This window comes from Pseudomonas sp. Gutcm_11s, assembly GCF_028649395.1.
In the GTDB taxonomy this organism is placed as follows: domain Bacteria; phylum Pseudomonadota; class Gammaproteobacteria; order Pseudomonadales; family Pseudomonadaceae; genus Aquipseudomonas.
In genome coordinates this window covers 45618-62952 of sequence record NZ_JAQSUW010000003.1, presented here as the reverse complement: position 1 = coordinate 62952, position 17335 = coordinate 45618, and the positions used below count along the sequence as shown (strand labels likewise).

The following is a 17335-nucleotide window of genomic DNA, read 5'->3' as shown; positions in this document are numbered from 1 at the left end:
ACCGACCCGACCATCATGCTCACCGGCCCGGCGCCGGCCACCCGCAAGGCGCTGGCCAAGGCCGGGCTCTCGGTGGAAGACATCGACCTGTTCGAGGTCAACGAAGCCTTCGCCTCGGTAGTGATGAAGTTCATGAAGGACATGGGCGTCAGCGAGGACAAGGTCAACGTCAACGGCGGCTCCATCGCCATGGGCCACCCGCTGGGCGCCACCGGCTGCGCCATCCTCGGCACCCTGCTCGACGAGCTGGAGAAGCGCGAGCTGCGCTACGGCCTGGCCACGCTGTGTGTCGGCGGCGGCATGGGCATCGCGACCATCATCGAACGAGTTTGAGGCGGGGATAAGAAAAATGACTGACGCCATCCGTTACGAAAAGGGCCAGGACAATATCGTCGTCCTGACCATCGACATGCCCGGCCAGAGCGCCAACACCATGAACGCGGTGTACCGCGAGGCCATGGGTGCCACCGTGGCGCGACTGGAAGCCGAGAAGGACTCCATCGCCGGTGTGATCGTCACCTCGGCGAAGAAGACCTTCTTCGCCGGCGGCGACCTCAACGAGCTGATCAAGGTCACCAAGGCCGACGCCAAGCCGTTCTACGACATGATCCTCAACATCAAGGGCCAGCTGCGCCGCCTGGAGACCCTGGGCAAACCGGTGGTGGCCGCGATCAACGGCGCCGCGCTGGGCGGCGGCTGGGAAATCTGCCTGGCCTGCCACCATCGCATCGCGCTGGACAATTCCAGCGTGCAGCTGGGCCTGCCGGAAGTGACCCTCGGCCTGTTGCCGGGCGGCGGCGGCGTGGTGCGCATGGTGCGCATCCTCGGCCTGGAAAAGGCCCTGCCGTACCTGGCCGAAGGCAAGAAGGTACGCCCGGACGCCGCGCTCAAGGCCGGCCTGATCCACGATATCGCCGCTACCCCGGACGAGATGCTGGCCAAGGCCCGCGCCTGGATCGCCGCCAACCCGACTGCCGCGCAGCCGTGGGACGTGAAGGGCTACAAGATCCCCGGCGGCACGCCGAGCACTCCGGCCGTGGCGCAGATGCTGGCCATCGCGCCGAGCGTGCTGCGCGACAAGACCAAGGGCTGCTTCCCGGCGCCGGAGAAGATCATGTGCGCCGCCGTCGAGGGTGCCCAGGTCGACTTCGACACCGCGCAGATCATCGAGGCGCGCTACTTCACCGAGCTGACCACCGGCCAGGTGGCGAAGAACATGATTGGCACCTTCTGGTTCCAGCTCAACGAGATCAACGCCGGCAGCTCGCGCCCGCAGGGCATCCCGCAGTACGTGACCAAGAAGGTCGGCGTGCTCGGCGCCGGCATGATGGGCGCCGGCATCGCCTATGTGTCGGCTGCGGCCGGCATCGAGGTGGTGCTCAAGGACGTGTCCATCGAGGCGGCGGAGAAGGGCAAGGCCTACTCGGCCAAGCTGCTCGACAAGAAGGTCAGCCGCGGCCACATGACCGCCGAGAAGCGCGATGCCTTCCTCGCCCGCATCAAGCCGACCGCCAGCGATGCCGATCTCGAAGGCTGCGACCTGATCATCGAGGCGGTGTTCGAAGACCGTAACCTCAAGGCCAAGGTCAACGCCGCCGCCGAGGCCGCCGCGCTGCCGGATGCCGTGGTCGCTTCCAACACCTCGACCCTGCCGATCACCGGCCTGGCCACCGCGGTGCAGAAGCAGGACAAGTTCATCGGCCTGCACTTCTTCAGCCCGGTCGACAAGATGCCGCTGGTGGAAATCATCCGCGGCGCCAAGACCAGCGACGAGACCCTGGCCCGTGGCTTCGACTACGTGCTGCAGATCAAGAAGACCCCGATCGTGGTCGAGGACAGCCGCGGCTTCTTCACCTCGCGGGTGTTCGGCACCTTCACCAACGAAGGCATCGCCATGCTTGGCGAGGGCGTGAGCGCGGCGATGATCGAGAACGAGGCGCGCAAGGCCGGCATGCCGGTGGGCCCGCTGGCGATCAGCGACGAAGTGTCGATGAGCCTGATGGAGCACATCCGCCAGCAGACCGTTGCCGACCTGGCCGCCGAGGGCAAGCAGATCCCGCAGCACCCGGCGTTCAACGTCATCGAGCTGATGCTCAAGGAGTACAAGCGTCCGGGCAAGGCCGCCGGTGGCGGTTTCTACGACTACCCCGAAGGTGGCAAGAAGCGCCTGTGGCCGGAGCTCAAGGCTCGCTTCGAGAAGATGGACGCGCAGATCTCCCAGGAGGACGTGCGTGATCGCATCCTGTTCATCCAGGCCATCGAAACCGTGCGTTGCGTGGAGGAGGGTGTGCTGAAGTCGGTGGCCGACGCCAACATCGGCTCGATCTTCGGCATCGGCTTTGCCGCCTGGACCGGCGGTGCGCTGCAGTTCATCAACCAGTACGGTGTGAAGGACTTCGTCGCCCGCGCCCAGTACCTGGCCGAGCAGTATGGCGAGCGCTTCCTGCCGCCGGCCCTGCTGCTGGAGAAGGCAGCCAAGGGCGAGGGCTTCTGATCACCCTGCGGACCAAGCGAACCGGCCCTTGTGGCCGGTTTTGCTTTTCATGGGCTTTCTGTCAGTCTTGCCCTCAGCGCATCGGGGGAGTTGCTGGCGCGTGAGCACGCATTCGGGATGGGTGGGTTTTCTTCTGGCGACCGGTCTGTCGCTGGCGTCGGCCATTGCCGGTGCCGGGCAGGCGCTGAACGTCTATGTCGGCCAGGGGCAGATGCCTTTCGCCGATGACAAGCCGAGCGACCGCGGGGTGTTCGGTGACCTGATGGACGAGCTGTGCCGGCGCATGCAGCGCGAATGCATCTACCGCAGCGTGCCGTGGAAGCGCGTGCAGCTGGAGGTGGCGAACGACCCACAGGGCATCGTGCTCAACCTGGGGCGCACCGCCGAGCGTGAGCAGGGCTTCGTCTGGCTGCTCGATGTACTGAACACTTCCTACATGCTGGCCAGCCCGCGGCAGCGTTTCGATAGCCTGAAAGAAGCTCTCGCTGCCGGCCCGGTGGTGGTGATGGGCGGCACGCCGCGCGCACAAGAGGCGCTGGCGTTAAAGCAGGAAGGGCAGACGGTGGTCGAGGTGACCGACCCGGAGCAGGCGGCGCGCATGCTGTACAGCGGGCGGGTGCTGGCCTGGTATGAGATCGATCTGCGTGCCCACTATCTGTGGCGACGCCTGGACTATCCGGCAAGCGCCCTACTGGAGGGGCGACCGGTGGGGGTATCGCGCAGCTTCATCGCCGGCAGTCCGATGCTGAAGGACGCGCAGGGCGTGCAGCTGGAGATGCGTCAGGCCTTCGCGGCCATGCGCCAGGATGGCAGCTGGCAGCGCATTCTCGCCCGGCATCTGGGCGACGAGGTGGCGGCGCGCCTGCTCGGTCAGTGACCGTTCAGGCGGCCTGGCACCAGCCATTTTCCATGCAGATCAGCGAATGGATGGCCAGCTTCTCGCTCTGCCGGGTAGGCATGCGCAGGGTCAGCAGGCTGCCGTCGTCCATGTGCACGGCGGCTTCGGACTCGAAATTCAGGCCCGAATCGCTGAGGCTGACGTAGGTCACGCCGTAGGTGTTGGTGCTGCTGAAGGCTTCGGTGATGGTCACGACTGATCCTCCTGAGGGGACACCGCCAGGGTTACTGGCGGGCGTTGGCCGGTTGCGATTGTTGGCTGGAAGCCGGCGCGCTGTGGAAGGCGGAAGCGGCGATCAGGCTGGCGAGGGCGGCGAAACTGCTCATGGTGGTTCTCCTTGCTGGTTGGGTGTGGCTGCATCTTTGCCGAGCCGCTTGCCGCGCAGAAGTGAATGCGCGGCATGGTAGGTATCGAAACCGCTGATGATTGCCGGATATCGCTCGAAGCCTTGTGGCTGTTGCGTTCGCTACCGCTTCGATGCACGCTAAACACCTCTTCTTTCACCCCCGGCTGTTTCAGGTAGTCCGCTCCATGTCTCTGCGTATCTGCATTCTGGAAACCGATGTACTCCGCCCCGAACTCGTCGACCAATATCAGGGTTACGGCCGCATGTTCGAACGCCTGTTCGCCCAGCAGCCGCTGGCGGCCAGCTTCGAAGTCTTCAACGTGGTGCAGGGCCATTACCCGGCCGAGGGCGAGCGCTACGACGCGTACCTGGTGACCGGTAGCAAGGCCGACTCGTTCGGCAGTGATCCATGGATCCAGCCCCTCAAGACCTACCTGCTTGAGCGCTACGACAATGGCGACAAGCTGCTCGGCATCTGCTTCGGCCATCAGCTGCTGGCCCTGCTGCTCGGCGGTCGTGCCGAGCGCGCGACCCAGGGCTGGGGCGTGGGCATCCACCACTACGAGATGAAGCAGCAGGCGCAGTGGATGACCCCGGCGCTGGACCAGCTGACCCTGCTGATCAGCCACCAGGACCAGGTCACTGCGCTGCCAAGCAATGCCACCCTGCTGGCCTCCAGCGAGTTCTGCCCGATGGCGGCGTACTGCATCGAGGACCAGGTCCTGTGCTTCCAGGGCCACCCGGAATTCGTCCATGACTATTCCCGCGCGCTGCTCGACATCCGCCAGCAGTGCATCGGCGAGCCGGTCTACAGCAACGCCGTGGCCAGCCTCGCTCACTCCCACCAGGGCGCCACGGTGGCCGAGTGGATGATGCGTTTCGTCGCGCAGGGCAAGGGTGCCCAGCCCGCCTGACCCGTTCCCGTCAATGCAGTCTGGCGTCCGATGTCCTAGGAAGTACGGGGCGCCATAGCGGAGAAACGATGCACAGTGATACCCCGGTGCAGCCCGCCTCGCAGCGGTCTTGGACCAGCGAGCGCTACCAGCAGGGCATGCGTCACCTTCTGCACGTGGTTCAGGAGCTGTCGCTGGCGCGTGACCTGGCCGGCGTGCAGGACATCGTGCGCCGCGCCGCGCGCCGCCTGACCGGCTGCGATGGCGCCACCTTCGTGCTGCGCGACGGGGAACTCTGTCATTACGCCGACGAGGACGCCGTGGCGCCGCTGTGGAAGGGCAAGCGCTTCCCGATAGAGACCTGCATCAGCGGCTGGACCATGCTCAATAGCGAGCCGGCGGTGATCCCCGATATCTACGCCGATCCGCGCATTCCGCATGAGGCCTATCGGCCGACCTTCGTGAAAAGCCTGGTGATGGTGCCGATCCGCACCCGCGACCCCATCGGCGCCATTGGCAACTACTGGGCCGAGCACCATCAACCCTGCGCCGAGGAAGTGCAGCTACTGCAGGCCCTGGCCGACTCCACGTCGGTAGCCATCGAAAGCGTGCAGCTGTACCAGAGCCTGGAGCTTAAGGTGCAGGAACGCACCCGTGAGCTGCAGCAGGCCTACGACCGCATCCATCGGCTGTCGATGACTGATGAGCTGACCGAGCTGCACAACCGTCGCGGCTTCTACCTGCTGGCCGACCAGGCGCTGCGCCACGCGGCCCGCTATGGCGGCGGCTACACCCTGATGCTGATGGACCTGGACGGCCTCAAGCAGGTCAACGACCAGGCCGGCCACGAGGCTGGCGATGCGCTGCTGCGCTGCGCGGCGGATGTGCTGCGCCAGGTGCTGCGCGACGCCGATGTGGCGGCGCGCATGGGCGGCGACGAATTCTGCGTGCTGGCCCCGGGGCTCGCCGGCGACAGCCTGCGCGAGCGCCTGCAGCAGGCCGTGGCAGCCTGCAACGAGGACGGGCAACTATTCCCGCTGGCCGCCAGCATCGGCATCGTCGAGGTCGAGGACTGCGCCGGGGTGACTCTCGATGGCGTGCTGGCCCTGGCCGACGAGCGCATGTACGCCGACAAGCGCGAGCGCCGCAACGCTCGCTAGAGCCAGCCCATCCGCTTGAAGTTGGCGAACAGCCCGGCGCAACCCAGGCCGATCACTCCGAGCACGCCGAAATAGCCGTAGTGCCAGGTCAGCTCCGGCATGTTCTGGAAGTTCATCCCGTAGATGCCTGCCACCGCCGTTGGGAAGGCCAGGATCGCCGCCCAGGCGGCGAACTTGCGCTGGGTCAGGCTCTGCCTCGAGGATTCCAGCAGCAGGCCGATCTCGATGGCGTGGTCGGCCATCTCGCGCAGCCCGGTGAGGTCTTCCATCAGCCGGTTGACGTGAATCGCGATGTCGCGGAAGTACGGACGCATGTGCTTGTCGATGAAGGGGAACTCCAGCTGCTGCAGTTCCTGGCAGATCTCCGACAACGGGGCCACCTGGCGACGCAGGCGCAGCAGGTCGCGGCGCAGGCTATGGATGCGCTCGACGTCGGCCTGGGTCAGCGGGCGGTCCAGCACGGTCTGTTCGATGTCTTCCAGCTCGGTGTGCACGCTGTCCAGCAGCGGCCGGTAGTTCTCGATGACGAAGGCGAGCAGGGCGTAGAGCACGAAGTCCTCGCCGTGCTCCAGCAGCAGCGGGCGCGCCTCGCAGCGCTGGCGCACGGCGGAGTAGGGCGCGGAGTCGCCGTAGCGGGCGCTGATCACGTAGCCCTTGCCGGCGAATAGTTGGGTTTCGACGAACTCCAGACGGTCATCGGCGCGACGGACCGGCGAGTACACCACCATGAACAGGGCATCGCCGAAGGTCTCCAGCTTGGGCCGGGTGTGCTGGGCCAGGGCGTCTTCCAGCGCCAGTTCGTGCAGGCCGAACTGCTGCTGCAGGATGCTGAACTCCGGGGCGGCGGGGTCGCGCAGGCCGATCCAGACGAAGTGCTCGGGCTGCGAGGCCCATTCATGTCCCTGGTTCAGGGCGATATCGGCGACTTTCCTGCCTTTGTGGTAAGCGGCGGCGGCAACGACCTGACCCATGGGCTGTCCTCTGCATGGCGATGCCGCAGCTTAACCCAGGACCGTGTGCCAGGTAGCAAAAGGCCCGGACTATGCCGGGCCTTCGGGGTTACTGCTTCGCCAGGGCGCCGCGTACCTGTGGGTCGTCGACGATCTGTCGCAGCTGCTCGCGGTAGGCAATCAGGATGTTGTTCTGCGGGGAGTCACTGGCCTTCTGCACGATCACGTCACGCTCGGCGATGTTCTTGCTGAGCACTTCGCCATTGTCGATCTGGTACACGTGGACATTGGTGTCGGTGTCGAAGTTGAAGTCCGATACCCAGTTGAGGTTGATGCTGAAGTACCACTCCTTCAGCTCCAGTGCCAGCAGGGTCTTGGCGTTGGCCTGCTTGAGTGCGGCCTCCGCTTCGGCGGCGCTGGGCAGGTGGTCCATCTTCACGGTTTTGGCCTGCCAGCCCTTCTGCTGCAGGCCGCTGCTCAGGCGATGCTCGAGGAAGGCGGCAAGATCGCGTTCCTTGTCGCCATCAGCCACGGCAAGAACCTGAGGCACACTCCAGTCGAAGGGAATGCCGAACGAGCCATGGGCCACGCCAATGAAGTCGCGGGGCTTGCCTTTCTGCACGCGGGTGCGGTTGTCGATGACGGTGATCAGCACGCTGTCGTCGTTCTGGTAGGCCGGCTGTGGCAGTTGTTGTTCGAACGGGATGGAGGAGACGCAACCGGTGGTCAGCGCAGCCGCAAGCAGAGCGCCGCACAGTTTGAGAGCGGAGGAGATTCGCATAGGTAAGGTTCTTCTGACGTAATTCATGGGCCGGTGCGCACGACAGGGCGTTCACATCCGGTACTCGTCAGAGGCCCGCTTCATGACCGAAACGGTAATGGCTCAGGCCTCCATGCCTGCAGGTGCATCCAGTGCAGAGTTGGCACCATAACTAACTGGTGGCTATGTGCCAAGCGTCCGATTGGAAAGGGTTTTTTAGGCCGGAGTTTTGGCGGTTATCGCGTTATCGAGCTGCTCGATGCACTCGCGCATCGCCTGTTGGCAGCGTTCCATCAGCTGCGGCAGGTCATCCAGGGTCAGGCCCAGGGTAGGGATGGGCGGCAGCGAGCGGATCATCACCTTGCCACTGCTCCAGCTGTTGATCTTGAGGCGACCGGCGTAGGTGCTGACACACACCGGAATGATCGGCACGCCGGCGGCGATGGCCATCTGGAAGGCGCCTTTCTTGAATGGCAGCAGACCCTTGCCCAGGTTGCGCGTGCCTTCCGGGAACACCCAGATGGAGGTGTCGCGCTGCTGCAGGGTCTCGGTGGTTTTCAGCATGGCCTGCTTGGCCTTGCGGCCGTTGCCACGGTCGATCAGCACGTTGCCCGCCAGCCAGTAGAGTTGGCCGAAGAAGGGGACCCACTTCAGGCTCTTCTTGCCGATGCTCACGGTACGCGGCGGTACCACGCGGCCCAGTACGTAGAGGTCGTAGTTGGACTGATGGTTGGCCACCACCACACAGGGGCGATCCTGGCCGAACAGGCTGCTCACCTCGGTCTTCACCCGCAGGCGCAGCATGCACAGGGCCGGCAGCGAATACAGGCGTGCACACAGGCGACTGTTGTCCGGGTTGAACGGCCGGCACAGGCCAAGCAGCAGGCCGAGCACGCCGGCAATCAGGAAGTGCAGGCCCATCAACAACATGCGCGCGAGGAAAAGCATCGGTAAGCCTTCAGGCAGACAAAAAGGCGCGCAGTGTACGGGCGTGCACTGCTGCCGGCAATTGATCCCGATCAGAGGTTATTTCAATGCATTTCCGCGCCTGATCGGCGGTCTTCCCCGCAAACAACAAGCCCGGCACTGGGCCGGGCTTGTTGGGTTGCCTGCGAGCTGTCAGCCGAGGTGCTGCTGGTCCAGCTCGATGGCCTTGTCCAGGGTTTCCAGCAGGGCCTTGCGAACCTTCAGCTTGGTGTTCTTGTGCGCGGTCATGTTGATCTTCTTCAGCTGCTGGGCGGCGGCGATAGCGGTGGCTTGCAGCTGCTCGGCTGGTACGACCTTGTCGAGGAAGCCCGCATCCACGGCGCCTGCCGGGTCGAAGATCTCGCCGTTGATCACCGAGCGGTGGAAGGCGGCCTTGCGCAGGCGATCACGCGCCAGTTCGATGCCGGCGTGGTGCATGGTCATGCCGATCTGCACTTCGTTCAGGCCGATGTTGAACGGGCCTTCGACGCCGATGCGATAGTCGGCCGAGAGCAGAATGAAGGCGCCCTTGGCGATGGCGTGGCCCGGGCAGGCGACGATGATCGGGTAGGGGTGGGCCAGCATGCGGCGGGCCAGGGTGGAGCCGGCGGTGACCAGGGCCACTGCGTTCTGCGGGCTGGAGGTCATTACCTTGAGGTCGTAGCCGCCGGAGAGGATGCCCGGCTGGCCGGTGATGATCACCACGGCGCGATCCTGCACGGCCTGGTCCAGGGCTGCATTGAAGGCGGCGATCACGTCCGGGGAGATGGCATTCACCTTGCCGTTGTTGAGGGTCAGGGTGGCGATGCCGTCTTCGAGTTGGTAGCTGATCAGGTCGCTCATGGCGGAAGTCCTAGTCCAGGTTGCGGGAAGTGGCGCTGACGTTACCCAGCACAGGGCCACGGGTAAAGCGCTTTGGCTGACCGGAGGGTCATCCGCCTGTCGGTGACAGGCTATCGGCGCCATCGGCATCGCCAATTGGTTGCTATACCGAGTAGTGACTTAGGTTGGTCGCGAACCTGAGGAGTCCCCATGTCGCGTTTCATTCCTTATCTATTACCACTGATGCTGCTCGGCCTGACGTTGTTGGCCGCCAGTCCCTACAGCCACAACCAGGCCGGCGTGCTGCAGCTGTTCCTGTTCAGCCTGTTCGTCTCGCTCGGCTTCCTGCTGTTCGGCGGCCAGCGACTCGAAGCCGCCGAGGTGAAACCTCGCCGCTCTGCATAAGCGCATGAATCGACTGAAAAAAAGTTTGCATTCGGAGAACCGTGCGGCTACATTAGCGCGCCTCGACGGACCAGACTGGTTCGGCGAGATCCGGTGAAGTGTCCGAGCGGTTGAAGGAGCACGCCTGGAAAGTGTGTATACGGGAAACCGTATCGTGGGTTCGAATCCCACCTTCACCGCCAGATAGCTACACATAAAGCCCTGAGAATTTTTGAGTTCTCGGGGCTTTTTGCTTTTCTGGGCTATGAACTGTCGAAACGGGTCTGGCCTTATGGCTTTGCTGTCTGGGCGTTGTTGTCTAGGCCACCGTCAGTCAGCGTGACTCCTTTTGCCATCAGCGCATCGGCATCATAGCTGCGGCAGGCATAAACATGCGTAGCGCTTGTATTGCCGTGACCACTCTCATATGTGCAGATAATCAGCTCTGCCAAGCCACCGTCTGTACGAGTCTTTAGAGAAAGGCTAGATATACCGCTCATGCTGCAGTAGTTGGCGAAGTTTGAATTGCCAAGCAGCCGCGCGTTATCGACGGCCAAGTTGCCCTCAATGTGGTGGGTAGCACCGCAGATGCCGGTGGGGCGAGGTTCTGCGACAGTCAGGGTTGATGTGATCTCGCGTCCATTCAACGTGCACCTAATTTCCTTCTCCCACGGCGGGCTTTTTACGGGCAGGGCGGTTGCTTTCTCGCTTGGGGCGTTTACTGCATCCAGGGAGATGACAAAACGGTTGTCGCTGCAGGACGTGTAGACATCCTCGGGATCAAGCATGTCGGGCGACTCGGCCATGATTGCCCAAGGGTCAACTAAGGGGGCCGCCGTTAACACTGGTGCAAAGAGACCCAGAATGACTGTGATGATGAGCCGCATGATCATTCCCTTGGGGCGAGTGGATTCAGCATTACCGCTTCCTGCAGATGCTCAGGCGCTAAGTGCGCATACCGCATAGTCATCGTAAGGCTGGAGTGTCCTATTATCTTTTGCAAGATCAAGATGTTCCCACCCCGTATGACAAAGTGGCTCGCGAAGGTGAAGAAAAGCCCCACATTAGGCAGTACCAAGAGGCTAGAAAAGTCAGCGCTGCCAGCACTAATAGAGCAATTCCCTTCGTCACGCCGTGTTCCTTATGTTGGGGTCTATGGAGAGCTTTCATTTGTAAATTTTGATCGCTATCCAACAACCCAGAAGGCCCATTATTGCAAGGAGAGTGCCGATGGTTGCTTGTAGAAAAACCCAGATTCCTCTGATTATTTCTCTATCGGATGAGTGCGTTTCTGAGTATATGTTTATGGTCAGGAAAGCCAGCCAAGGAATTAAAGCTGCAAGTGTATAGGCAATAGGCCTGCTTTTGATTCCAGAGCAGCAAGCGCCAGATAGTGCTGCGCTGATCAGCACGGTGGCGCAAAAAAGAAAAGCCTCCATGGCTAGCGACCTCCTAGTTAGGCGCTGGGCTTCACATAAGTGCCGTACATACGCTTCATGTGCTTTTCAAACTCCATGCTCCCACTGATATTCCAGAATGAGGAGTCTACGGCTTGAAGACTGCAGCGCTCGATGCCATTGCTTAGCCCAGAAAAGCAGCCATCAACCGTTTGATGAATGCCTGCGTAAAGCTGCCAGAATTCTAGGCTTTTTATGCGAGTAGGTTCGGCTGAGATTTCCTCAATTTCCTGGGCCCTGTCTCCCAGGCACCAATCAATTTGAATTTCCCACTCTTCGATAACGAAGAATTTTTCGATGTCGGCCTTGAACGCAGCCATATCGAAAAGCTCTTCGTTATCTCCGTGCTGCCGGATCGAGATCATATGCACCTAAGGTTTGGTAAGGGCTGGCTTTAGCCGGTCCCAGCGAACGGAGTGAGCACTTTGAGCGCATTGTTAGGCGAAGCTCAGCTGCTTGGGATGGTTTTGGGTTTGATTTTGTAGTGAAAGACAATATAGATAGCTCCCTGATTTGAGTGAAAGTCTTTAATCTTTTCAAGGTTGGACTTAAATTCTGTAAGCTGCTCTGTGTCGGCCTCAGTAGCATCCTTTACCATTATTTCAAATGTCGCAGGCTTGGAAGTGGTTAGATCAAATTTGATCATGACCTCGAATGCTGAGCTGCTGTCTTTGAATGCGCTTGCAGCCGAATTTTTTACTTCCTCATATATCCTGTCGAATTCTTTCTGCTCTATATTTTGCACGCAGCGACTATCAGGGTTCACATGCTGTAGGGCGGCAAGCTCTACGTTCTCTGCTGTGAATTTTTGGTCGTCTGGCAGAAAGTGCGCCCAAGCTTCGCCGCAAAACTCTTGCTCAAACTGCTCTCTTTCTTCCTTTGTTATCTCGGTGCTGAAAGCTGGTCGTATCAATGCTAAGAATAGTGCTGCGCAGATAATTTTAGCCTTCATGTGAAAACGCCTAACGTTCAAGTTAAGGGGCCGCGGAAAGCGGTCCCAGTGAGCGAAGCGAATGACTTAAACTTGTTGTTAGGCTTTTACGGTATGTCAGTGAAAAATCTCTCTGCAAGAGCTGGACACACGCGGGCCTGACCAAAATTCACAGGCGTAAGCATAAAGTCTCTATGTACCAGTTTTCGTCCAAGCCTTTTCTCTGCGCACGAGAGGCAAAGCATTCCGTCAATTCTTGGGTTTATTGACTTCCAGACCTTTAGCTTGAGCATGTAATACTCTTGGCTTGCGTCTGTGTCTTTGGTGCAGTCAAGGCAAAGCCAGCGCTCTTGGCCTTGGGCGATTTTCTCTGCGTCAGTGAGCATTCAGCTTTGGCCTAACGTTTGGTTAAGGGGCCGGCTTTAGCCGGTTCCGAGTGAGCGAAGCGAGCGGCTTGAACCTGTTGTTAGGATTATTGAGAGACATAGTAGTGCTCCCATTTGTAGTGAAATGAGCAATTTTCTTTTGACTCAATAGCGCGAGAGTGATGCCAGCCAGAGCCGGTTTTTGTGAGCGAGTGAACGTAGCCAAGCTCAGGGAACTGCAAGCGCAAAATCTTTAGGGCTCTCGATCCATTCAAGGTTTTGGCTGACTCTGTATTCACATGAATTGTTCGAATCAGCTCTCGATGGCCGTCGAGACTATGAAATATCTTGATAGTTATTTCTGTCATCGCGTAGAGCCCTTGCTATAAATAGACACCAATTGGTGTATAAGAAACCGACCAATTGGTGGGTAAATTTCTTTTTGCAGGTCAGCGCAGGGCTGTAGATAGCTGCTTTCGCAGCAGAGGAGATGTTTATGCACCAAGCCTGCAAGTCCTTTTGCCAGTGAGCTGGCTACCGCAGCAGACTAGCTTGCGAGTGCGTCGTATTGCAATGCGTCGGTGAATGTGTCGAAAAGCGTCGAGTTCACCGTGCCGGATAGCTACGCAGTGAGCGGGAAGGGTGTTTCGAAGCTGCAGATTGAGCAGGTTTGCGACGCAACGGAACGGCAAAATAGGGTTCAGATTCCTATCTTCGAGAGACGAAGCTGGCGCTAGGCATTCTCTCGCAGCAGCTTAAGAGCCTCTTTCACAGAGACTGAGGCTTCCTCTGGCAAAAGAATCAGAATCTGCTCTGACGAGTCGAGTGCTTCGATAGCTTCGACAAACTCTGCCTTCTTCTTTGCGCGGCAAACTGGCTCCTGAAAGCGACGCTTGAGAGCTTTGGCGTAAGCTGCTGACTTGCCCTCGGTCAGAGCAATGAATTCCTTTGATTTGGTGTAATCGTAGTCTTTGGCTAGTTGAACAAAAATGCGAGCGGCGAATCGTTCATTGGCCAAGGGAATAATCTTCCTGTCCTCCACAAGCTCGCTATCCCCAGCCCTGATAAGAATGGCGACCTTTGATAGAAGGAGCTGTGTTTGATTCATGTAAGGCCTGGTTTTGTGATTTTTCTAATGGTTTAAGTTTAGCTAAATCTGGTTTCTGCAAGCTCTCTGGCTGCCCATGTGTTAATAAGCCCAAGCATCATTCTCTTGTCTGGCTCGGTAAATGGGCATGTCTCTACTGCGGATCTAATTATTCTAAATAGCGTTAGCTCTAGTATTTGATAATTTTCAGGATCGAATGGGGTTTTGCTGTCGAATCCACAGATAACCTGAAAGAATCCTTCTGAGTTAGGTGTTATTTGAATTTCGTCGCCATCCAATTCATCACTGATGCCTAGCAGAATGGCTTCATGGATTGGGTTTGCGAGTTGCATGCCCTCAAATTCTGTAAACAATGAAGCGAATTTAGGGCGTATGCGCCGCATTGCCTTCGCGAAAGCTCTACTTCTTGCGGCGACACTCAAGGAAAGGCGCATTTTTCAGACCTGGCGTCGAGTTGATAATGCAGATTAGCCGGCTGGAAAGTCTGAGGGCAATGCTATGAAATGACTCTCCTGCGCTCGTCTACCTTGGATCGTAGCGACCAAGGTAGCCTGATCCTGCAGGTGCGGTGTCGAAAAGTCGTCGAAGTCACTGTGCCGGATAGCTATGCAGTGAGCGGGAGGGTGTGCCAAAGCCGCAAATTGAGCGGTTTTGCGACGCAATGGAACGGCAAGAATAGGGTTCGAATCCGTTCTTAAATTCCAGGTAGAAAGATAAAAGCCCCGAAAGCAGAAATGCTCTCGGGGCTTTCGCGTTTTGTGCTTCTGAAAACACAAAAGCCCGGATCAGGTCCGGGCTTTTGTTAGGGGCAAAGTCTTAGGCCACAACAGGAATCAGCGGGTCCGCAGCGGCCAGCGCGGTGTCGCGGTTGGCGACTGGCGGGTAGATCCACTGGGTGTTGATCTGGGTCTTCAGTTCCTTGCCTTCGGTGCGGGTGAGTACCACTTTGCGCTCCCAGCCTTCGGTGAACACGGCGCCCCAGGCGCCCAGGTCGAGGCAGGTTACGTATTTGTGCTGGCTGTAGGGGATCGGGGCGACGCCCAGCAGGTCGGCGGCGGCGTTGTTGCCGGCCGAGCGGCCCAGGGCGATGGCGTGCTGGCAGGTCATCAGCGCGTAGTTGCCCAGGTCGTCGGTGGCGGCGTAGGCGGTGTCGCCGGTGGCGAAGATGTTGTCCTGGCCGAGGACCTTGAGGTTGCGGTCGACGTGCAGGCGGCCCTGGCGATCACGTTCGCCAGCGACTTGTTCGGTCAGTGGCGAGGCCTTCACGCCCACGGCCCAGACCACGGTCTTGGCGTCGATGCGTTCGCCGTTGGCGAGCACCACGCCATCGGCGTCCACGGCCTGCACGGCCGAGCCCAGGCGCCAGGTCACGCCCAGCTCGTCGCTGGCCTGGGCCACGACTTCGGCGATGGCCTGGCCCATGGCGGCGCCAACGGCGGCGCCGGAATCGACCACCACTACATTGACGTCGGCCTGCTCGCCCAGTACTTCACGCAGACGCGCCGGCATTTCGGTGGCGGTTTCGATGCCGGTGAAGCCGCCGCCGACCACGACCACGGTGTTGCGCGCCGGGCTGTCGGGCAGGGCGCTCAGGCTTTTCAGGTGGTCGTCGAGTTGCAGGGCGGACTCGTAGCTGTCGACATCGAAGGTGAAGCGCTCGAGACCGGGGACCACGGCCGGGCGGGCAACCTGGCTGCCGGCGGCGAGGATCAGGCGGTCGAAGCCCAGAACCTGCTGCGCGCCGTGGCTGTCGCGGTAGCGCACGCACTTGCCGTCGGTGTCGATGGCGGTGGCGCTGCCCTGGATGAAGTTGACGCCCACGGCGTCGAACAGCTCACCCAGCGGGGCGACGGTGGTGGAGATGTCGCTCTCGTAGAAGCGCGGACGAACGCGCAGCTCGGCTTGCGGAGCGAGCACGGTGACGGCGACGTCGAGACGTTGGTGCTGGTCCAGCAGGCGCACGGCGCTGAGGGCACTCCAGAGGCCGCCGAAGCCGGCGCCGATGATCAGGATTTGTTGTTTCATGGCTCACTCCGAATCGAGAAAAGGAACTGTGGGTGGTTTCGAACGACGGGAGTGAGTTTGCACCTCGGATGGATCATGGTATTGATCCAATAGTGTCGTAATGCATTAGTCCACTTTGGTGCCGTCATGCCTCCTGAAAAACGCTCCTCCCTGGTCGTATCGTCCCTGCCGCTCGGTGCGCCGGCGCCTGGGGTGAGCCTGCAGGCATGGCTGTACCAGAGCCTGCGCGAGGCGGTGCTGGGTGGGCGCCTGCCGGCCGGGGCCAAGCTGCCCAGCACGCGCGCCCTGGCGGACCACTACACGATGGCCCGCGGCACAGTGCAGGCGGCGTATCAACAGTTGCTGTCGGAGGGCTATCTGCAGTCGCGGGTCGGCAGCGGCACCCATGTCAGCGAGGTATTGCCGGACACCACGCTGCATGCCGGCTATGTGCAGCGCAAGGTGGTCCCCAACGTCGAGCCGCAGCGCGCGCCGCCGAGCACGCCCTGGGTGGAGCGCCTGAGCGCGATCCGCCCGGTGTTCGGCCGGCGTGCGGTGACGCCGGGCAGCCGGCCGTTCTTTCCCCATCGCGGCGATGTCAGCGCCTTTCCCGTCGACCTGTGGCGCAAGCTGCATATCCAGCAGCTGCGCTCCTCGCGCCTGCCGAGCCTGCTCGACTCCGATCCGTCCGGCCTGCCGGCACTGCGCGAGGCCATTGCCGGCTACCTGGCCATCGCCCGCGGCGTGCAGGTGTCGGCCGAGCGCATCCTGGTACTGAGCAGCGTGCAGCAGGGTCTCGACCTGTGTCTGCGCCTGCTGGTGCCGGAGGGCGAGCAGGTCTGGCTGGAAGACCCGGCCTACCCGGGCGCGCGGCAGCTGATGCAGGTGTCCGGCTGCAGCTGGGTCAACGTGCCGGTGGATGAACATGGCCTGCGGGTCGAGGACGGCATGCGCTTGGCACCCAAGGCGCGGCTGGCCTACGTGACGCCCTCGCGGCAGATGCCGCTGGGCGGCGAGATGTCGCCGGCGCGGCGCCTGGAGCTGCTGCGCTGGGCCACGCAGAGCGGCGCCTACATCGTCGAGGACGACTACGACAGCGAGTACCGCTTCATCGCCAAGCCGATCCCGGCGCTGCGCTCGCTGCCGGCGGCGGACAGCTCGGTGATTCTCGCTGGTACCTTCAGCAAGCTGATGTTCCCGTCCATCCGCCTGGCCTACCTGGTGCTGCCGCCGCAGCTGGTGGACAGCTTCACCCGCGCGCTGGCGCTGATGGCGCGGCACGCCAACAGCCTCAGCCAGGAGGTGATGGCCACCTTCATAGAGGAGGGGCATTTCGACCGCCACGTGCGCCGTATGCGCAAGCTCTATGCCTCGCGTGCCGACGCCCTGGCCGAGGCCGCACATCGTCACTGGCGCGGGCTGATCGACGTGCCGCCGATCCGCGCCGGTCTCGATATCGCCTGCCGTCTGCATGTGGCGGACGAGGCGGCGGCCTATGCGGCGCTGCTCGAGCAGGGCGTGGATGCGCTGCCGCTCAGCGCCTATTGCCACGCGCCGCGTCCGCCGGGTCTGGTGATCGGCTTCGCGCCCTACGAGGAAAAGGCGATCTTCGAGTCGGCGCAGGTGGTGCGGCGGGTGCTGGAGGGCCTGCCTGGGCGCTGAGCCCGGCCGCGATGGCCCAGTCGAAAGAATCACTCTTGGCACTGGGTGAATGGGCCGCCGTTGCCTAGAGTCACTGCACCCCGGCAGCCGTCGCGTCTTCGCGGCAGGCAGCGCCGCCAACCCAGCAGGAGACCA

17 protein-coding genes, 1 tRNA gene and 2 pseudogenes are annotated in these 17335 nt (G+C 61.3%); 8 read left to right on the top strand and 12 right to left on the bottom strand.

The features are described from left to right. The 3 genes and pseudogenes from PTT45_RS00810 to PTT45_RS00800 all read left to right on the top strand — a co-directional run. A pseudogene (locus PTT45_RS00810) lies at positions 1-333 on the top strand (acetyl-CoA C-acyltransferase); the annotation flags it as partial. 16 nt (positions 334-349) lie between these two features. Continuing rightward, positions 350-2494, top strand: a complete 2145-nt coding sequence (locus PTT45_RS00805) for a 3-hydroxyacyl-CoA dehydrogenase NAD-binding domain-containing protein (protein ID WP_273810977.1) — start codon at positions 350-352, stop codon at positions 2492-2494. A gap of 100 nt (positions 2495-2594) precedes the next feature. After that, the gene (locus tag PTT45_RS00800) at positions 2595-3371 is read left to right on the top strand and encodes a substrate-binding periplasmic protein (RefSeq protein ID WP_273810976.1); all 777 of its coding nucleotides are present in this window, start codon (positions 2595-2597) and stop codon (positions 3369-3371) included. 4 nt (positions 3372-3375) lie between these two features. Here PTT45_RS00800 and ptrC read toward each other — a convergent pair whose 3' ends face one another. Then, positions 3376-3585, bottom strand: a complete 210-nt coding sequence (gene ptrC / locus PTT45_RS00795; RefSeq protein ID WP_273810975.1) for a type III secretion system co-regulatory protein PtrC — start codon at positions 3583-3585, stop codon at positions 3376-3378. Positions 3586-3923: 338 nt separating this feature from the next. On the opposite strand from ptrC, the gene PTT45_RS00790 reads away from it, so the two are divergent. After that, positions 3924-4652, top strand: coding sequence for an amidotransferase (locus PTT45_RS00790; RefSeq protein ID WP_273810974.1), 729 nt, complete (start codon positions 3924-3926; stop codon positions 4650-4652). A gap of 68 nt (positions 4653-4720) precedes the next feature. Then, complete coding sequence (locus tag PTT45_RS00785; RefSeq protein ID WP_273810973.1) at positions 4721-5791, top strand: sensor domain-containing diguanylate cyclase; 1071 nt, start codon at positions 4721-4723, stop codon at positions 5789-5791. Here PTT45_RS00785 and PTT45_RS00780 read toward each other — a convergent pair. The 4 genes from PTT45_RS00780 to PTT45_RS00765 all read right to left on the bottom strand — a co-directional run bounded on the left by PTT45_RS00780 (position 5788) and on the right by PTT45_RS00765 (position 9310). Then, on the bottom strand, positions 5788-6762 hold the full coding sequence (locus tag PTT45_RS00780) for a magnesium and cobalt transport protein CorA (RefSeq protein ID WP_273810972.1): 975 nt from the start codon (positions 6760-6762) through the stop codon (positions 5788-5790). The two genes, PTT45_RS00785 and PTT45_RS00780, sit on opposite strands and share 4 nt — an antisense overlap. An 88-nt stretch (positions 6763-6850) precedes the next feature. Next, positions 6851-7522 (bottom strand): hypothetical protein, encoded by a 672-nt coding sequence (locus PTT45_RS00775; RefSeq protein WP_273810971.1) that lies wholly within the window; start codon positions 7520-7522, stop codon positions 6851-6853. Between the two features lie 195 nt (positions 7523-7717). Continuing rightward, the gene (locus tag PTT45_RS00770) at positions 7718-8449 is read right to left on the bottom strand and encodes a lysophospholipid acyltransferase family protein (RefSeq protein WP_273810969.1); all 732 of its coding nucleotides are present in this window, start codon (positions 8447-8449) and stop codon (positions 7718-7720) included. Positions 8450-8620: 171 nt separating this feature from the next. Continuing rightward, entirely contained in the window at positions 8621-9310 is a 690-nt protein-coding gene (locus PTT45_RS00765; RefSeq protein ID WP_273810968.1) for a crotonase/enoyl-CoA hydratase family protein, read from the bottom strand. 189 nt (positions 9311-9499) lie between these two features. Here PTT45_RS00765 and PTT45_RS00760 point away from each other — a divergent pair, with 189 nt between their 5' ends. Together PTT45_RS00760 and PTT45_RS00755 are read left to right on the top strand one after the other, a co-directional pair. Then, positions 9500-9694, top strand: coding sequence for a hypothetical protein (locus PTT45_RS00760; RefSeq protein ID WP_273810967.1), 195 nt, complete (start codon positions 9500-9502; stop codon positions 9692-9694). Between the two features lie 92 nt (positions 9695-9786). After that, positions 9787-9876 (top strand) — tRNA-Ser (locus PTT45_RS00755). Positions 9877-9963: 87 nt separating this feature from the next. Here PTT45_RS00755 and PTT45_RS00750 read toward each other — a convergent pair. From PTT45_RS00750 to PTT45_RS00720, 7 genes and pseudogenes are all read right to left on the bottom strand, one after another. Beyond that, positions 9964-10560 carry a hypothetical protein gene (locus PTT45_RS00750; protein ID WP_273810966.1) on the bottom strand — a complete coding sequence of 199 codons (597 nt, stop codon included), beginning with the start codon at positions 10558-10560 and terminating at the stop codon, positions 9964-9966. Between the two features lie 2 nt (positions 10561-10562). After that, positions 10563-10721, bottom strand: a pseudogene (locus PTT45_RS00745) (tyrosine-type recombinase/integrase); the annotation flags it as partial. A 408-nt stretch (positions 10722-11129) separates the two neighbouring features. Continuing rightward, complete coding sequence (locus tag PTT45_RS00740; protein WP_273810965.1) at positions 11130-11450, bottom strand: hypothetical protein; 321 nt, start codon at positions 11448-11450, stop codon at positions 11130-11132. 128 nt (positions 11451-11578) lie between these two features. Then, positions 11579-12082, bottom strand: a complete 504-nt coding sequence (locus PTT45_RS00735; protein ID WP_273810964.1) for a hypothetical protein — start codon at positions 12080-12082, stop codon at positions 11579-11581. A 1077-nt stretch (positions 12083-13159) separates the two neighbouring features. After that, positions 13160-13534 carry a hypothetical protein gene (locus PTT45_RS00730; protein ID WP_273810963.1) on the bottom strand — a complete coding sequence of 125 codons (375 nt, stop codon included), beginning with the start codon at positions 13532-13534 and terminating at the stop codon, positions 13160-13162. 38 nt (positions 13535-13572) lie between these two features. Next, positions 13573-13968 (bottom strand): hypothetical protein, encoded by a 396-nt coding sequence (locus PTT45_RS00725; protein ID WP_273810962.1) that lies wholly within the window; start codon positions 13966-13968, stop codon positions 13573-13575. 382 nt (positions 13969-14350) lie between these two features. Next, positions 14351-15559, bottom strand: a complete 1209-nt coding sequence (locus tag PTT45_RS00720) for an NAD(P)/FAD-dependent oxidoreductase (RefSeq protein ID WP_273810961.1) — start codon at positions 15557-15559, stop codon at positions 14351-14353. A 126-nt stretch (positions 15560-15685) separates the two neighbouring features. Between PTT45_RS00720 and pdxR the strand changes: the two genes are divergently transcribed. Continuing rightward, the gene (gene pdxR, locus PTT45_RS00715; protein ID WP_273810959.1) at positions 15686-17200 is read left to right on the top strand and encodes a MocR-like pyridoxine biosynthesis transcription factor PdxR; all 1515 of its coding nucleotides are present in this window, start codon (positions 15686-15688) and stop codon (positions 17198-17200) included. Positions 17201-17335: the final 135 nt, after the last annotated feature.

Excerpts from the sequence above, each read along its gene's own strand:
- PTT45_RS00790 (WP_273810974.1), top strand. The coding sequence starts at position 3,924 with ATGTCTCTGCGTATCTGCATTCTGGAAACCGATGTACTCCGCCCCGAA.
- PTT45_RS00740 (WP_273810965.1), bottom strand. The coding sequence starts at position 11,450 with ATGGCTGCGTTCAAGGCCGACATCGAAAAATTCTTCGTTATCGAAGAG.
- PTT45_RS00775 (WP_273810971.1), bottom strand. The coding sequence starts at position 7,522 with ATGCGAATCTCCTCCGCTCTCAAACTGTGCGGCGCTCTGCTTGCGGCT.
- PTT45_RS00805 (WP_273810977.1), top strand. The coding sequence starts at position 350 with ATGACTGACGCCATCCGTTACGAAAAGGGCCAGGACAATATCGTCGTC.
- PTT45_RS00735 (WP_273810964.1), bottom strand. The coding sequence starts at position 12,082 with ATGAAGGCTAAAATTATCTGCGCAGCACTATTCTTAGCATTGATACGA.
- PTT45_RS00750 (WP_273810966.1), bottom strand. The coding sequence starts at position 10,560 with ATGCGGCTCATCATCACAGTCATTCTGGGTCTCTTTGCACCAGTGTTA.
- PTT45_RS00785 (WP_273810973.1), top strand. The coding sequence starts at position 4,721 with ATGCACAGTGATACCCCGGTGCAGCCCGCCTCGCAGCGGTCTTGGACC.
- PTT45_RS00765 (WP_273810968.1), bottom strand. The coding sequence starts at position 9,310 with ATGAGCGACCTGATCAGCTACCAACTCGAAGACGGCATCGCCACCCTG.
- PTT45_RS00780 (WP_273810972.1), bottom strand. The coding sequence starts at position 6,762 with ATGGGTCAGGTCGTTGCCGCCGCCGCTTACCACAAAGGCAGGAAAGTC.
- PTT45_RS00760 (WP_273810967.1), top strand. The coding sequence starts at position 9,500 with ATGTCGCGTTTCATTCCTTATCTATTACCACTGATGCTGCTCGGCCTG.
- PTT45_RS00725 (WP_273810962.1), bottom strand. The coding sequence starts at position 13,968 with ATGCGCCTTTCCTTGAGTGTCGCCGCAAGAAGTAGAGCTTTCGCGAAG.
- PTT45_RS00770 (WP_273810969.1), bottom strand. The coding sequence starts at position 8,449 with ATGCTTTTCCTCGCGCGCATGTTGTTGATGGGCCTGCACTTCCTGATT.
- PTT45_RS00720 (WP_273810961.1), bottom strand. The coding sequence starts at position 15,559 with ATGAAACAACAAATCCTGATCATCGGCGCCGGCTTCGGCGGCCTCTGG.
- PTT45_RS00730 (WP_273810963.1), bottom strand. The coding sequence starts at position 13,534 with ATGAATCAAACACAGCTCCTTCTATCAAAGGTCGCCATTCTTATCAGG.
- pdxR (WP_273810959.1), top strand. The coding sequence starts at position 15,686 with ATGCCTCCTGAAAAACGCTCCTCCCTGGTCGTATCGTCCCTGCCGCTC.